Annotated in this window: 14 protein-coding genes; 5 read left to right on the top strand and 9 right to left on the bottom strand. The window is 57.9% G+C overall.

Going from position 1 to position 15748, the window contains the following annotated elements; all coding sequences use genetic code 11:
• Positions 1-229, top strand: a 229-nt coding sequence (locus ACFWW2_RS01750) for a hypothetical protein (RefSeq protein ID WP_393925642.1), incomplete at its 5' end; no start/stop codon positions are given.
• Between the two features lie 40 nt (positions 230-269).
• On the opposite strand, the gene ACFWW2_RS01745 is transcribed toward ACFWW2_RS01750, so the two are convergent.
• The 3 genes from ACFWW2_RS01745 to ACFWW2_RS01735 all read right to left on the bottom strand — a co-directional run bounded on the left by ACFWW2_RS01745 (position 270) and on the right by ACFWW2_RS01735 (position 3286).
• The gene (locus tag ACFWW2_RS01745; protein ID WP_393925641.1) at positions 270-1463 is read right to left on the bottom strand and encodes an IS91 family transposase; all 1194 of its coding nucleotides are present in this window, start codon (positions 1461-1463) and stop codon (positions 270-272) included.
• A gap of 10 nt (positions 1464-1473) precedes the next feature.
• A complete protein-coding gene (locus ACFWW2_RS01740; RefSeq protein WP_393925640.1) occupies positions 1474-2361 on the bottom strand; it encodes a tyrosine-type recombinase/integrase in 888 nt (295 codons plus the stop codon).
• 259 nt (positions 2362-2620) lie between these two features.
• Entirely contained in the window at positions 2621-3286 is a 666-nt protein-coding gene (locus ACFWW2_RS01735) for a winged helix-turn-helix transcriptional regulator (protein WP_393925639.1), read from the bottom strand.
• Positions 3287-3368: 82 nt separating this feature from the next.
• Here ACFWW2_RS01735 and ACFWW2_RS01730 point away from each other — a divergent pair, with 82 nt between their 5' ends.
• A complete protein-coding gene (locus ACFWW2_RS01730) occupies positions 3369-4475 on the top strand; it encodes an NmrA family NAD(P)-binding protein (RefSeq protein ID WP_393925638.1) in 1107 nt (368 codons plus the stop codon).
• Positions 4476-4724: 249 nt separating this feature from the next.
• On the opposite strand, the gene ACFWW2_RS01725 is transcribed toward ACFWW2_RS01730, so the two are convergent.
• Both ACFWW2_RS01725 and ACFWW2_RS01720 read right to left on the bottom strand, forming a co-directional pair.
• On the bottom strand, positions 4725-7808 hold the full coding sequence (locus tag ACFWW2_RS01725) for an efflux RND transporter permease subunit (protein ID WP_393925637.1): 3084 nt from the start codon (positions 7806-7808) through the stop codon (positions 4725-4727).
• Positions 7805-8911, bottom strand: coding sequence for an efflux RND transporter periplasmic adaptor subunit (locus ACFWW2_RS01720; RefSeq protein WP_393925636.1), 1107 nt, complete (start codon positions 8909-8911; stop codon positions 7805-7807). Before ACFWW2_RS01720 ends, ACFWW2_RS01725 begins: the two co-directional genes overlap by 4 nt.
• A 136-nt stretch (positions 8912-9047) precedes the next feature.
• Between ACFWW2_RS01720 and ACFWW2_RS01715 the strand changes: the two genes are divergently transcribed.
• Positions 9048-9683 (top strand): TetR/AcrR family transcriptional regulator, encoded by a 636-nt coding sequence (locus ACFWW2_RS01715; protein ID WP_393925635.1) that lies wholly within the window; start codon positions 9048-9050, stop codon positions 9681-9683.
• 105 nt (positions 9684-9788) lie between these two features.
• Here the strand turns inward: ACFWW2_RS01715 and ACFWW2_RS01710 are convergent, their stop codons facing one another.
• Together ACFWW2_RS01710 and ACFWW2_RS01705 are read right to left on the bottom strand one after the other, a co-directional pair.
• Positions 9789-10469, bottom strand: a complete 681-nt coding sequence (locus ACFWW2_RS01710; RefSeq protein WP_393925634.1) for a deiodinase-like protein — start codon at positions 10467-10469, stop codon at positions 9789-9791.
• A gap of 37 nt (positions 10470-10506) precedes the next feature.
• A complete protein-coding gene (locus ACFWW2_RS01705; protein ID WP_393925633.1) occupies positions 10507-10983 on the bottom strand; it encodes a hypothetical protein in 477 nt (158 codons plus the stop codon).
• A 126-nt stretch (positions 10984-11109) separates the two neighbouring features.
• On the opposite strand from ACFWW2_RS01705, the gene ACFWW2_RS01700 reads away from it, so the two are divergent.
• Positions 11110-11700: a TetR/AcrR family transcriptional regulator gene (locus ACFWW2_RS01700; RefSeq protein WP_393925632.1), complete on the top strand. Its 591-nt coding sequence runs from the start codon at positions 11110-11112 to the stop codon at positions 11698-11700.
• A gap of 303 nt (positions 11701-12003) precedes the next feature.
• On the opposite strand, the gene ACFWW2_RS01695 is transcribed toward ACFWW2_RS01700, so the two are convergent.
• Together ACFWW2_RS01695 and ACFWW2_RS01690 are read right to left on the bottom strand one after the other, a co-directional pair.
• Positions 12004-12177, bottom strand: a complete 174-nt coding sequence (locus ACFWW2_RS01695; protein WP_393925631.1) for a transporter substrate-binding domain-containing protein — start codon at positions 12175-12177, stop codon at positions 12004-12006.
• Between the two features lie 521 nt (positions 12178-12698).
• Entirely contained in the window at positions 12699-12995 is a 297-nt protein-coding gene (locus ACFWW2_RS01690; protein ID WP_393925630.1) for a hypothetical protein, read from the bottom strand.
• A 731-nt stretch (positions 12996-13726) separates the two neighbouring features.
• Between ACFWW2_RS01690 and ACFWW2_RS01685 the strand changes: the two genes are divergently transcribed.
• Positions 13727-15748, top strand: a 2022-nt coding sequence (locus ACFWW2_RS01685; protein WP_393925629.1) for an SdrD B-like domain-containing protein, incomplete at its 3' end; no start/stop codon positions are given.

Raw genomic sequence — 15748 nt, 5'->3', positions numbered from 1 at the left:
AAAATCTCTCAGGGTGGAAGCCGCGGGGGTTGGCGGTGTCTATGGGGAAAGTGTGCTGCCGGTTGGATCTGAGGCTGCCGCGGGTGCGTTGGTGTGGGGATTGAAGACGATCGTTTTCGCTTTCCACCGGCGTGTTTGCCTTGGATTTGACCCGGGTTGCTGGCGGTTTGCGCCTTTAACGCGACTTCCCGGTTCGCTGCGCACAAAGGCGTTTGATCGGTTTGGCTGAGCCAACCGGTCTGCAATGGATGGGATGAATGGGCGTTTCGTCATGCGGCCTGTTCCCTTGGTGGAGCGCGGGATCGGGGAACCTGGCCACGTCGGAACGTTTCAATAATGCGCATCGAGCCACCGCAACATGGGCATGGCTCCCGCAATGTGAGTGGTGCGGGATCATCCTCGGACGATGGTGCCTGCTCTGGTGCGCTTGCCCCGATCAGGACGCGGACTTTTGCGATATTGACCTTGCGCTGTGCGGAAGCCAGTAAGCCATAGTGGCGGATGCGGTGAAAGCCGTCAGGTAGAACATGCATCAGGAACCGGCGGATGAACTCGTGGGTGTCGAGCCGCATAACCTTCATGCGGTCCCCAGACTTGACCCGGTAGTCCTTCCAACGGAAGGCCACGGTATCGGCATCAGCGCTGAGGAGGCGGCTGTTCGAGATCGCGACGCGATGGGTATAGCGGCTGAGATAGGCCAGCACCTGCTCGGGTCCTCCCAAGGGCGGTTTGGCATAGACCACCCATTCGGTTTTGCGCAGCGGAGCGAGATACGCGGCGAAGGCTTCAGCGTCCGCCAGCTTGGTCAGGTCGCCGAAGAAAGCAAGCTGCCCGGTCCGATGCAGCGCCATCAGCCCTTCAACAAACAGCCGACGGAATAGACGTGCCAGCACCCGGACATGCAGAAAGAAGCCCGGCTTGCACGCCACCCATTTGCTACCGTCGCGCGACAGGCCACCGCCGGGGACGATCATGTGGATGTGGGGATGATGTGTCATTGCCGAGCCCCAGGTATGCAAGACACTGGTCATGCCAACACGAGCACCAAGCCGCCTGGGATCGGCCGTGATGGTCATGATCGTCTCCGCTGAAGCCCGGAACAGCAGGCCGTAGATGGTCCGCTTGTTCCAAAGGGCAACGCGGGCAATCTCGGCTGGCAGCGTGAAGACGACGTGGAAATACTCGACCGGCAGCAGGTCTTCGGCCCGTGCTGCCATCCAGTCGCGTGCCGCAGGTCCCTGACACTTCGGACAATGCCGGTTCTTGCAACTGTTGTACGCGATATGCTGGTGATCACACTTGGTGCAAGCCGCCACATGCCCGCCGAGCGCCTCGGTTCGGCAGGCCTCTATGGCTGACATCACCTTGAGCTGGCTGAGGCTGACATGCCCGGCATTGGCCCGCCGCCACGCGGGGCCATACTTGCGGAATATGTCAGCGACCTCCAGCTTTGCGCGGGGCAATGCCCGCGCCTTACCCCGGTCGCTTCTTGCGGGTCTGCAGGTTCAACTGTTTGAGGGCTTCAAACGGGCTCGTTGTGTCACGGATCATCTTGGTGGCGACTTTGGTATACTGAGCCGTGGTCGTCAGTTTGGCATGGCCAAGCAGCACCTGGATCACCCGCACATCCGTGCCAGCTTCCAACAGATGAGTGGTGAAGCTGTGCCGCAGCGTGTGCAGCGTTGCGGGCTTGTTGATCCCGGCCATGCGTTTGGCCGATGTGAAAGCCCGGTTCAACTGGCGCGGCGAGATCGGGTTGATCTTTGGCTTGCCGGGAAAAAGCCACCCCTCGGGGCGTGCCTCGCACCAGTAGTCCCGCAGAAGATCGAGCAGATCGGGCGACAGCATGACCTTGCGATCCTTCCGCCCCTTGCCCTGCACGACATGGATCAGCATCCGGTCGCTATCGATATCCCCGGTGGTAAGATTGCAAACCTCGGAAGCGCGCAAACCGGCACCGTAGGAAATGCTGAGCGCGGCGCGGTACTTGAGCCCGGGTCCGGGTGCCACCGCCAGAAGCTCGGAAACTTCCTCGGCGCTGAGCACCGCGGGCAATTTGCGCGGCTGCGTGCGGAACTGCATGTACCGCTTCATCTCCTCGCGACCACAGGTCATCGAGAAAAAGAAGCGCAGGGCGGTAATGCGCGCGTTGTAGACCGAGGGCGTGACCCCGGCATCCGTCATGTGAAGCTGATACGAACGCAGGTCTTCCGTCGTGGCCGTATCGGGCGAGCGCCCCAGAAACCCGGCGAAATGCTTCACCGCCCGGATGTGCGCTTGTTGAGATTGCTGCCGCAGACCCCGAATGCGCATATCCTCGATCATCCGCTCACGCAGCGGCGTGGTTCTCTCCTCTGTCATCGGAACCTCCTCTGTCGACTGAGAAAGCCTCAATCGTCGGACAGGTTCGTCAGTTCACAAAATGCGCGACGTCAGGAAAAATGCGAAACATCAGCCAAAAACGCCAATGCCGCGCGAGCGGCTTCGTCCATGAGCCCAAATTGACCAATGCTGCAGATCGCTCGAACGACTGCTTCGGCGAAATCCGCTCCCCAGGAAAAGCCGCTTTGCCCGCCCAAGGAGTGTTGTACGAACGGCAATAAGGATTTCTCTGTTACGCTTAACTCGTCTTGAACACAGCTAGGATCAGAGAGAATAGCCGAAACAGGTCATTTTCTTTCCCGGGCACGTGCACCTCGAGCTGGCAGTGGTCTTGTGCGAAGGCCTGCTCGGCGATTTCGCCTTCCGAGAGGGCTATCAACGCCTTGTAGCTTGTTCGCAAAACGACATCTGGATCAGTTGCGGGCCAGTAGGACACCGATGCGGGTCCTCCTTGGGCTTTCACTTCCATCTCTTCCCCATCGACAACAAAGCTGGCCACCACATTCAGATCGCCGACTGCGACCTTCTTGGCGGCAGAACCCAATGTGACAGCAACGGTTCTCAGATTGCCGGGATCGACAATTTCGTCTTCCGGCGAGAACAGAGCACCGAACATCGCCAGTTCAAAGATCAGGGTGCGCGTTCTGCGTCCGAGGTCCGTCAATTCATAAAGCGTCGTTGCGTGGGGACCTTGGATTTTCCGCGCAAGACCATCCTCGACCAGCTTTGCCAGCCGTTCTGTCAAAAGGTTGGCGGCAATGCCTGTCAGACCGCGCTGCAAATCCGTGAAACGGGCCGGACCGGCATGCAAATCGCGCAAGATCAGCAGCGTCCAACGGTCGCCAACCCGATCTAGGCCGCGCGCAATCGGGCAGAGCAATTTGTAGGACCGCGGTTTCGCCATATTGACCTCACACAAACGTTACTTTAATTTTTAAAGTGAATACTTTAATTCTCTAATGACCATATGAAACCGAGGCTCCCCCATGTCAACACATCCAAAAGTCCTTGTCACAAGTAGTGCCGGGAAAACCGGTTTGCCCGTAGCGCTTCAACTGCTGGAGAAGGGCGTGCCGGTCCGCGCGTTTGTGCATCGCAACGACCACCGGGCCGAAACATTAAGGCGCGCCGGCGCAGATGTATTTGTTGGCAACCAGTATGACGTGTCTGACTTGCGAAAAGCGATGCAAGATGTGCAGCGTGCTTATCAATGCGCACCGACGGCGCCAAACGGGCTGCATTTCAATGCAGCCTTCACAGTGGCGGCGGCGGAAGCAAAGCTCGAACATGCGGTTACACTTGGCCAATGGCTGACCAGCGCCGACCACCCGTCGCTGTTTACGCGCGAAGTCTATTTGTCGGATGCGCTGGCGCGCTTGTCGCCGAACACAACCATCACATCCGTGGATCCTGGCTGGTTCGCCGATAACTACCTGATGGTCCTTGATGCTGCAGCCCATCTTGGCATGTTCACGATGCCACTCGGGCACGGCGATGAGAAGAAAAACGCACCCCCCAGTAACGAAGACATCGCGCGGGTTGTAGTCGCCTCACTTCTTGATCCTCAATCCCATGCAGGCAAACGCTATCGCCCGACCGGCCCGGAGCTTTTGTCCCCAAACGAGATTGCTGCGGCCATGGGGCGGGCGTTGGGGCGCAAGGTCAAATATCGGGACATTTCCGAGAAAATGATGACCAAGGCGCTGCGGGCAAACCCTCCATCGAATTATTCAGAAGCGGCGGTGTCCCAACTCGCGCTTTATGCCAACGAGTATCGTCGCGGCAGCTTTGCGGTGAACGCACCAACCGAGGATGTGGCGATTGTTGGCGGGAGCGAACCCGAAGCCTTCGAGGACATCGTGCGGCGCTATGTTGCCGCCAATCCCAACCTGCAACCCAGCGTCAGGCGACGACTGGCAGCGTTCTTCGGGTTCCTAAAGATTTTGGCAATGCCCGCCTTGGACCTCGCGAAGGTGCAAAGTGATCGTGACTACGTGCAAAACAGACAGCCCCGCTTCAGCCAAGAATCTGAAGAATGGGCACAAACGCACGTCCCACAACACAGCGCAGTGACACATCTGAAATCCGCCTGATGCGGCGCATCGCTTCACCCCCAAGCAAACCGGAGACACCCCATGTCAAATATCGACCTTCTAAAGATCCGCAACCAAGACTTCGCCGCTGGCTTCGGGGCGTTGGATGACAAAGGCGATCCCAATCAATAGCAGGAGTATGGAGGCTCTGAGCATAGAGCGTTTATTAGCACCGGATGTTTGCATGACATTTCCTTTTTGTAATCCGCTGGAGCTTCTAGGCGTTTGAGATGTCTTACTTGGCCCGAGCTATGCGGCTGTTCTGATGACTCTTGCCCGACCGGGATCCGCTTCACGGGCGAAAGAGAGGCGATAAAGTGCCGGAACCCAGATCAAAGCCAACAGGGCTGCAACACCCAGACCGCCGATCATGAGTGTGGCCATGGGTTCCCAAAGGGCCCCGCCGGCAATTGCCATGGGAGCAAGCCCGATTACGGTCGTCAGCGACGTGAGTAGGATGGGGCGCAACCGCTTACGCGCCGCCTCGACAATGGCGTCGTCAAGCGACTTGTCGGCGCGCTCGAGGTCAATCTGGTCAATCAAGACGATGACGTTGTTTGCGATGATCCCGGTCAGCGCCAAAAGCCCGAGGATGCCGAAAAAGCTCAGCGGCTGGCCGGTGGCAATCAGTGTGGGGCCAACCCCGGCGATCACCAGCGGCACAGCCGCCAGAGTAATACCAACGCGGCGGAAGCTATTGAATTGGATCATCAGGGCCAGCACCATCACGATTCCAGCCACGGGCATGCCCGCGCCCAACAGCTCCCGCACATCTCCCGCCGCTTCAAGCTCTCCGCCGATGTGGATGCTGAAGGCCGGTCCGAGATCGGCGGCAATTCGGTCCAGCTCCGGCTGAACGCGGTCCAGCAAGTCATAGGCGGACATGGCTTCCGGGATGGCAGACACGATGATCGTGCGGCGTTGGTCGACACGGCGTAGCGTGGCAATCTCGGGGCGTGGTAGGACGTTAGCGAACTGGTCGAGCGAAAGAATTTGCCCGTTCGCCTCCACACCCGCATTCGCGATGGCCTCGAAATCCGTCCGGTCGTTCGGTGCGCCGCGCAGCACGATAGGGATCAGATCGTCGCCCTGACGCAGTGTGCTAAATTCGCGTCCATCAAAAAAGGTTTCCAGCGTATCCGCCACGTCCTGCGAGGTCAGACCGTATTCGCGGATGCGGTCCTGTGCGATCTCGATCGTGCCAGTCAGCTGCCGCCCGCCCCAGTCTTCGCGGTTTTGGATCAATCCGGGCACCTCGCCAAAGGCTGCCCTGACCTGCAGGGCCGCATCAAGAAGGCGGTCGGCATCAGGGCCGGAAATCTCGACATCCACGCTGGGTTCACGTCCGCCCATCGCAAGCCGTTTCAGCCGGACACTAGCGCCGGGCATTTCTGCCGCCACATGGGCACGGGCGCGTTCAAGCACAGCGCCCGAGCTTTCGAAGTCCGATGTGTTGATGATCATGAAGGCAGAGGCCGGATCGGTATCCGCAGGATCGAGGGACAACACGAAACGCGGCCCGCCTGCACCGACATAACTGGTAACGCCTACAACCTCGGGGTTGGTCGGCCCGGTCAGCCAATTCGTCAGATCGAGTGTCGTGGTCTCGGTCGCCGCAATGTCACTGCCCCGCGGTAGGTCGATGTAAGCGAGGATCTGAGCCCGCTCGCTGAGCGGAAACAGCTGCTGGCGCACGTTGCCCATCTGGCTGGCTCCTGCCACCACAATGGCGATCACGACAGCAATGGCGATGAGTGGCAGGCGCACGACACCACGCACAAGCATGGCATATCCCGCCGACAAGTAATCGAACGGGCCGCCCTTTTTGCTTTCGCCTTTCGGCGTTGGGATGGCCCAGACAGCCAGGCGCGGCAGCAGGTAAAGCGCCGACAGGTAGCTGCCAACGAGCATCAGCATGACGACCGTGCCAAGCGAGTAGCCGTATTGCCCCTCTGTTCCTTCAAGCAGAAACAACGGAAGGAACGCGGCAACCGTCACCGTTGAGGCGATACCGAGCGGAAGGGCGAACTGCTTACTGGCTGCAAGAGCGGCGTTGCGGCGATCTTCGCCTTTCGAGATACGGTTTTGCATATCCTCAATCATGACAACGCCATTATCGACAAGGATGCCAAGGCTGATGATGATCGCAGCTATGGACACCTGCTGGAGCTCCACACCGACACTGGGCATCAGGGCAAAGGAAAAGCTGATTGCCAAAGGCACCACTGCGGCGACGACCAGCGCCGTCTTGAGCCCCAGAAACAACAGCATCACGACAAACACGACCGCAATCGTCTGCGCCATGTTCACCAGCGCGCCATTGACGGAAGCCTCGACGACGTCGGGTTGGAAGGTGCTGATCGTCGCCTCCATCCCGATAGGCTGGTCCTGTGCAAAGCCATCGATCACGTGCTGCAATTCCGGGCCGCGGGCGGTGATGTCGACGCCTCTGGCCATTTCAACCGCAAGCACGATGGCCGGCTGTCCGGCCTGATAGACTGGTCGCGAAGCGGGCTCTTCGGTTTCGAGGGAAACCGTGACCAGATCACCCAGCCGGATAAGTTGATTGCCCTGGCCCGCGATAGGCAATTCCACCAGCAGGTTTTCGATGTCTTCAACCGACCGAAAATCACCCGTGGTCTCCAACGGCACGCGGGCGTCGCCGGTGACCACCGTTCCCGCAGGCAAGCGTACATTCTGACCCCGTAAGGCGGCAAGCACTGGGTTGAGTGTCGCGCCAAGTGCCGCGAGCCGGTCCCTGTCCACTTCAAGTGTCACAACCTGTTGTTGCGTGCCATAAAGCGATACGCCTGCAACATCGTCGAGTGCGTAGAGCCTGTCGCGCAGGTCCTTGGCCGCATCCTCGACCGCTGATAGAGTAAAGCCGTCACCCGTTATCGCAACAGTCGCCACGGCTACGGCCCCAAAATCTGTGTTAACGATCGGTCCGCGGGTACCTTCGGGCAGGCCCCCGGCCAAACCTTCCATGTCATTGCGGATCGTGTCGAAGACGCCCGTGATGTCCTCTTCGGCCACGGAATCGGCGAGATCCACCTGAAGAATAGCAACGCCGCCCGTCAGCTGCGTGCGGACCTCATCAACGCCGGAGATGGCACGGGCGGCTTCCTCCAGCGGGAGCGCCACAAGTTCTTCCAATTGTTCGAGCCGCAGGCCGGGATTCGCAGCTGTGACAATGGCCGTGCGAATGATGATCTCAGGATCTTCCCGCTTGGGAAGGTTGAGATAGCCGGATAAACCAATGGCGACTGCGAGCATCATCACCAGAATGCTGAGGCGCGATTTGTCGAGCCCGAAACGAGTCAGGAATGTCATTGGGTCACCTCTGCGGTCAAAGTGGTTGCCTTGCCTGGCAAGCGTACGACCTGTCCAGGGTTCAGGAAGGACACGCCAGCCGTGACCACAAGATCGCCGGGCGACAGACCTTCGGTGACATAGACGTCATCACCGACCACTGTACCGAGCGTGACATCCGTCAGCATGATCTTTGCCAGGCCCTCCGCCTCAGGCCGCGCCACGAACATCTGTGCCTGCCGTGGCTCGTTATCGAGGGCAATGTCACGGTTCAACGCAACGGCTGACAATGGCACCTCGATCCCCTGTTGGACGGCCGGAATTGGCATGTCAATCTCAATAGCCACGGCCATGCCAGAGCGCAGCTCTGCCAGTGTCTCATCCAGAGATACGACAACTGGAAATGACGACACCGCCGCGGCGCGACGCCCGATTTCCGTCAGCGTGGCCGGCAGTTCGCGCGCCACGCCATCAGACGGTATCACGCGAACCGACTGACCCAGCTGCAGGTCCGACACGACGTCGAATGATACTAGGACCGACGCCTGCAGACCGGTATCTTCGTAGAGAGTCAGGATAGGTTGGCCCGGCTGCACGCTTCCAAATGCCTGTACGTTGATCCCGTCTATGATCCCATCGAACGGCGCTCTGAGCGTCGTGTCGCCAAGGGACGATTGCACAAGGTCCAGGTTCCGGAGCGCTTGCGTCACGCGCGCCTCAGCCTGCTCTGCCAAGGCGACCGCCCGATCACGCGCCGCGACCGACGCCACGCCCCGCTCGAACAGCGTTACCTGCCGGTCTGCATCTACCCGGGCGCTTTGTGCCGTTGTTTGCGCTTCTTGCAAGGCAGCTTCCGCCTGCTCTAACCGGAGGCCCGCATCGTCAGCTTCAACTGTGGCGAGGACGTCACCTTGGCTGATCTCCTGCCCGATCCGAAGGTCGATTGGCCCGAGGCGACCGCCGACGTCAAAGGCAAGGTGCGTAATCTCCGGCGGTTGCAGAACGGCGGGGAACGACCGGGTGCGCGAGGCCTCGGCTTCTTGCGCCACGATCGTCCGGACCGTACGCGGTTCCGCTTCGGGCGTGGCGACTTCCTCCTCCCAGCAAGCTGAAAGAGCGGTCATTGATGCGATCATAAATGTGAGCCGAACCGTAGGTGTCATATCGAATTCCCATAATGGTATTGCTTAGTACCAACTTGAAACATCAATATGGTACTGATAAATACCAAGTCAAGAAAAATCTTCGGAGAGCAAAAATATGAGCGATGAAATGCAGGGTCGCGTGACATCCCGACAGGAAGCACGCCGGCGCAAAATCCTGGATGAGGCCAGGGGTTTGTTCGTCGAGAAAGGTTTCGAGCAAACGTCGCTGGATATGATTATTGCCCGAACCGGCGGGTCACGACGCAATATCTACGACTTGTTCGGCAACAAGGACGGTCTCTTCGAAGAGGTCATGACGGACCAGTTGCAGACAGTGTTGGCCCGAACCCACGTGCCGAGCGCCATTGCTGACGATCGACCCGTTCGCGATCAACTGGAACAGATTGGGCTGAATTTTCTGAACGGATTGCTGCAGCCCGAGGTCTTGCGGACATTGCGGCAATTCATTGTCGCATCCGGCGACCGCCCGGATTTGGGGCATCGTGCCTTCGCAGCGGGTCCGGCCGTTCTTTATGGCCAGCTTGAGGGGTATTTCGAACAAATGGTGGCTGCGGATCGGCTCGTTCTACCCGATGTCAGCGTCGCCGCGCGCATTCTGACGGAGATGTTCAAGGGCGGTATGGAGCTCAGGGCCATGATGACCGGCGATCATGATATCCCGGGCAGCCGAATTGAAGATCATGTGCGTAAGGCTGTCGATCTGTTCTTGAACGGTGCCTTGCCCCGATAAACGGAGCGGTTGTTGCCGCAGGGTGGTGCGGCGCTTCCGCACATTGTCCGATGGACGAATGCTGGGAAGGCGCAGCAAAGCATTCGCTTCGCCGCGACGCCAGAGTTACATGTTGCCGACCTTCTTGTGGTTGCCGACAAGCCGGCGCAATCCGCGGACGAAATCCCAGATCGCGACAAACCCGCCCATGAAGAGCGTTGCAACCGCCCGGAGAGAAAACGGCGGAACCGCCTTTAACTCGCGGGACTCCACCGGCTCACCGCGTGCGATGGCCCCGAGGATGGCATCCATGTCGTCTGCGTTGTTCCAGATGCTGCGGAACAGGATATTGCCATCAGGCGCAATCACGAAGATTGAGTTCGGCATCGTGCCATAAAAGCGATGGGCAGCACCGTCGACGTCATCGACGAGGATGGTGCGCGCATCTCCGTAACGGCGCTTGGTCTTTGTGGCGGCCCTGATCTTCTCAGGCACGGACCGGTGCTGCTGCTGCAACTCGCCGGGATGCGCCTCGCGCACATACATCAGGACGTGGTCCAGCTCGGGATATTTCTCGATCAGCTTCATCATGGGCGGCACGCTTTGCGCGTACATCGGACAAGTCATGCTGCCCGTTTCCAAAACAAGCGGTTTGTCCTGCACGTAATCGGACAGACGTACCGTTTCGCCGTCGAGGGTCTGAAGCGGCGCATCCTTGTACGTGTCGCCGGCCTGAAGCCCTTCATCGACAGTGAAGTCGTATTCTTCGGGGGTGAAGCGGCGGTAGCCATATGTTTGGGTGGTCATGGGTGGTCTCCTTGGTTTTGAGGTGAGCGTGGGATGGTTATGAAATCGCCTGCACGACAATGACGGCAACGAGCGTGGTGAGCGTCATCACAAGCCCCCGATGGTGCAGCAGCGTCAGGGCGCCAAGTCCATCGCGGACCGCTCCGACCTCACCATCCGATGGCACCTGATCGACGCCGCGAATGTCCTTGAACAGGCGCGCCACGATCAGGATGAGTTGAACGAAGAACAGGCCGACGGCAGTCCAGGCAGCAGCAGACAGATCCGTTTGGATCAGCAGCAGTATCATCAGGATCGACGTCGTCGCCATGGTCGTCATCATGGTGGGCGGCAGCAGGTGAATGACGCGTTTCAGGACGGCATGGACCTTGCGCGCCTCCTCATCGCTGACATGCGCCGATCGCGGCGCCCACATCAGGCGCCAAACCGGCTTTTCGATGAGCGACAAGACGATGAATATCCCCGAGCCGAGACCAAGCAGGCCGGCGAGGAGTGAGGGTATGAGGTCAGTCATTTTGAATCCTTTCTGCAGTTGCGATGCGCTTGGCCCAGACGTTGACATGACGAACGGCAAGCCGTATGTAGTCACCGCCTACATAAGGGCGAATGTAGGCACCGTCAACATACGATAGGAACAAGAATGAATTTGCCGTACCATCACGGAAATCTGCGCGAGGCATTGCTCGCGCGCGCCATCGAGACTTTGAGCGAAGAAGGCGTGGAACATCTGACCCTTCGCGGGCTGGCGCGCGACCTGAAGGTCAGCCACGCTGCACCGTTGCGGCATTTTCCAACCAAAACAGATCTGTTGAACGCCATTGCTGTCGAAGGCGTCGAAAACCTGGTGGCCGCTACAGACACAGCACTGGCACATTCACCTGGTCCAGCACGGCTGCGCGCCATGATGCTCGCCTATATCGATTGGGCGATGCACAACGCAGAATTGCACCGCGTCCTGCGAAATCCGGATGTGATGCGCCACGCTTCCGATACGCTTGCGGAAATGCTGACCGCATTTGCCAATCGCCAGAAGTCGGAAATCAGCAAAGCACAAGAACAGGGTTGGCGCAGTGATGAGGATCCGGCTGTCCTCTTCCTTCACCTCGTTTCGCTGACGGCTGGTACAGCCATCGTGATGACTGAAGACATTTATCGGGACCCAGTGACGACGCCAGAAACTCAAGACAAAATTGCCGCCTCGATTGATCTGTTCCTCGGTCAAGGCAATTGAAACCTCTGGCGAGACCGCTTTTTCGATCGGACTGAATGCGAAATCCGGGCGGCAATCGTTCAGCGCGCTTCGTAGACGCCTACAAAATTGACTGGGTGAACGGTTTCTTTGCATGTTCCGACGCCGACACGGGCGCAACGAAAAACCAGAAAGTACCTCCCATTTCTGGCTCCCGGATTACTTAGCGGCAAGACATCCTTCGTCCGGATAAGCAAACCATCAGGCAAGGCACAGATCGGTCTGCTAAACAAAGCATGCTGCCACCGTTCGGGAGAAGTGAACAGACCGGTGGTCACCTGCCAGTCACTGGAGTGCGAGGCGAGGCAGAAGCTGAGCGAATTTAGCCTCAACAAACTCAGCGCCTTCTATGCCAAGTTGATTGGGTAAATGCCGGGCAAGCTCAATGTCCCATCCGGTGACTGCACCGGATTCATCCAGATAATTGGACGGTGGTTCGATGAGATATGCGACCTTCACTTTGCAGCCCTCATTTGACGATTACCACTTGGCCAGTGATGGCGCTCTCAACGCATTGAACGAAGGCAGGTCCGACCCGTTCAGAGGCACAGGTTCAGCCTGCGGTCCAGGACTGCAGCTCGTGTGTAGCCAAAACGCATACGCGTCTCGGCGATCTCCTTGATCCGTCTCTCGACGGCAGCCTAGTCCCTACGTCGGGGCTTGTAGTGGTAGGTGGACGTATCGAAGCAGTTGGCCTCCCAGGCCTTCCGGATGGACACGCCCCAGTCGACGCTTGCTCGCCTTGCTCCAGGATGAACGCCTTCTGCGCCTACGCGAAAATCGATACTTTCAGACGATTCAACCCCTCACCCACTCAGAATAATCTAATGGAAAACTCCAACTTCAGACGATCCAATTTTCAGTGGGCGGAGCATCAGAAACACCCCCCGGGAGACGAGATGTGTAGTTCGCTTAGATGTGCCGACGTCCGAGGTTCGCATAATGCGGACCCGAAAAGTCGGTGGTTGTCATTGTGTGACCTACTTTACGTCGATGATCGCTGGCGGTTCATCAGCGCCACCGCTTGAGCTGCCGGACCCCGAACCTCCAGACGCAATGGCGCCGATCACCAACAGCCCAATCGCAGGTAGAACCCAGTTCGGGGTGTTACCTCTGGTTGCTTCCGGAGCAGTTGCTGCCGGTGGCGCCAGGACTTGCTGTTCTTCGATGATTGCGTCAGAAAGACCACCCGCCGAAACAGATGACGTTGCCAGCACTAAAGCCAAACAGACTGAAGCAGATATCTTCATTTGAATGTATCGCATTTTTCCCACCATGACTAAGCCTCACTTATCACTCAGCCAACGCGAAATGGCTATTTCAAGTCAAGGCTTGGGTGGTGCGCGGCATGTGCAGGCGCATGGTTGCCGTTTTTTTGAGCAGTGTTGATCATACATATTTTGGAAAAATTCCAGCATCACTCTGCTAAATGCCGGCTTTGAACACCATCATTTCTAGCACATTTGATATTGTCATGTCCGGGGCGCAGCGTGCAAATGCTATGTCGTCCGAATGCCGTTATTTTGCGGTCAAAACGGCCCTGTTCTGCGATACGACACGGCATCGGTAGAGCAAGGAGAGTATTCAATCTCTGGCGTGACGAAACGGAAAGCGATCAGCGATCCACCGCCGTCTGGAATGGTCGTGCTGAACGCCAATACCCATTCGCAGACACGGGCGAAAAGCCGCCGATTGTGGCGAGTGACGTAAGCTCGTTTTGACGGAATCAGTTTGAGCCGCTCTAAATAATGTAATTTTCCAAGAACTTAAGACAGTAAGTGTAAATCAGCGTGGGGGCGCTTGGAATGCGAGTCAGGATTTACAGGGGCAACGAGCCCCCCATCTCTACGTTCAAAGTTTCCCGGCGGGGTTGCCACCCTATCGGTTTGTGACAATCCCCCGTTTTTGACGGGACGTCTTGTCGCGGGCTGCTTTGGCACATGACCTGCTGCGTCCAAAAATCACCCTCTCAACCCACAGTCAGCCCTCGTCCAGAAAGGACAATTCCATGACCCGTCAAAGCTACCGCTGGTTTGCATATTCAGAGCAGGACTTGTTGCAGGGACGCGCTGGGGATTGTTCGATCGGGGTAGGCGACAGGATCAATATCCCGACGCAGGCACGGTTCGAATTGCAGGTGTCTGACGACGATGACAAGCTCAGTGGTGACAAATGTGATGAGGCCACCGATAGCAGTCAAAAGGCGTATGTGAATGGCCACGCCATCCGTGGCAAGGATATGTATGCCGAGCGTATCTTTACATTGCTCGGATCGGATGGTGAGCATTACCAGCTCGTCGAAATCGAGATCGAGGATTACAATGCGCCTGGTAAGGGCGATGATTTTTTCAGCTTTGTCGGCGTTGTACCGCCAGCCGAAGCACTCCTTAAGGTTGTAAGTGTTCAGAATGTAACTGGCGACGGCATCTCCTACGCTGACTTGATGTCCACGCCAACGATGGACCCCAAAAACAGCGCACCAGAATTGACGAATGTTCCCGAAGACGGGGTGATTAAGGTCGATGAGAACACTACGGCGGTCATCGACATTGACGCCACTGACGCCGACAATGATACCGTTTCTTTTTCTATCGTGCCCGGCGCCGATAGTGCAGCATTCGAAATTGATCCCGATACTGGCGCGCTCAGCTTCGTGCGGCCACCTGACTTCGAAAATCCGACCGATGTCTTTCGAGGCGACAACACTTACGATGTGACGATCCGCGCCGATGATGGAAAGGGCGGCGTGACGGAGAAGACGCTTTGGGTAAAGGTGCAGGACGTTGATGAAGGCGGCACGCCTGACTGCATCGTGATCGAAGCGGAAACCATGCAGCTTTCCGGGTTTAATATCCGTCATGCCAGCAATGTGTCTGATGGTGGCTTGGTCAGACTGTCCCATACTGGCGGCAGCGGCGAAATCAGCACAACATTTGCCGGTGAGGCAGGCCAATACGACCTGTCACTCTTTGTCCAAGATGAAAGTGACGGCCAGTCATCCATAAGGATCAAGGTAAATGGGCAGGTCCTGACAGAGACGTCCCTGAATGCCGATACGGATGGTCGTGGCAATGATAATGGGGTCTTCTCAGAGATTATTTTCCCACAAATCGAGCTGGCGCCAGGTGACACCGTTTCCATCGAAGCATCTGGTGACGGCTACGAATTCGTGCGCATTGATAAAATTGAGCTTTGTCGGGATGGTGAGGTATGTCCTGACGGCTTTACGCTGATCGATTTCGAAGGGTTCGACGCTGGAACAGTGGTGAACGATCAGTTCGCGGGCGTGACGATTACTGCGCAACGCGACCGTAACAACACCAATGAGAACGATGCGATGTTGTTCGACTCGGGCAATCCGACCGGTGGCGACACTGATCTGGCGTTTGAGGGTCAGGGCAATCTACTGATCATATCCGAAGACAACGACAGCGATGATCCCGACGATGCGGTCGGCGGTACGATCACATTCGCTTTCGACAATCCCTCCGATCTTCACGATATCAAGGTGTTCGATATCGAGGGGCCGGGCAGCAACATCACCCTGACCTTCGCAAACGGCGAGATACGTGTCATCGACATTCCTGCTGCGGGCGACAACAGCGCGCAGACAATTGCGCTGAATGCCGCAGGCGTCACGCAAATGGACATTAACCTCGCGAGTTCGGGTGCGGTTGATGATCTCTGTTGGGCTCCGGGCGTACCGAATCTTGGTTCGCTTGGCGGCGTTGTATTTATGGATGCCAATGCCAACGCCGTTGATGATGGCGAGATGGGTGTGGCGGGTGTGCCTGTGACGCTGCTGGATGCGGATGGCGCTGAGGTGGCGACGACGACCACCGCGGATGACGGGTCTTATCTGTTCGACGACCTGGATGCGGGCGACTACAGGGTTGTCTTCCCGACCGAGACTGCGGACGGCAAGGTGCTGGTTGGCCAGGATGTGGGCGGTGATGACAGTGTGGACAGCGACGCTGACCCGGCCACCGGGGTGACGGCGCTGATCCCCGTGGGGGTGGGCGAGGATATC

The organism is Yoonia sp. R2-816 (genome assembly GCF_046762905.1).
GTDB lineage: Bacteria > Pseudomonadota > Alphaproteobacteria > Rhodobacterales > Rhodobacteraceae > Yoonia.
The sequence above is the reverse complement of the archived record's forward strand: the minus strand, read 5'-3'. Positions and strand labels throughout refer to the sequence as shown.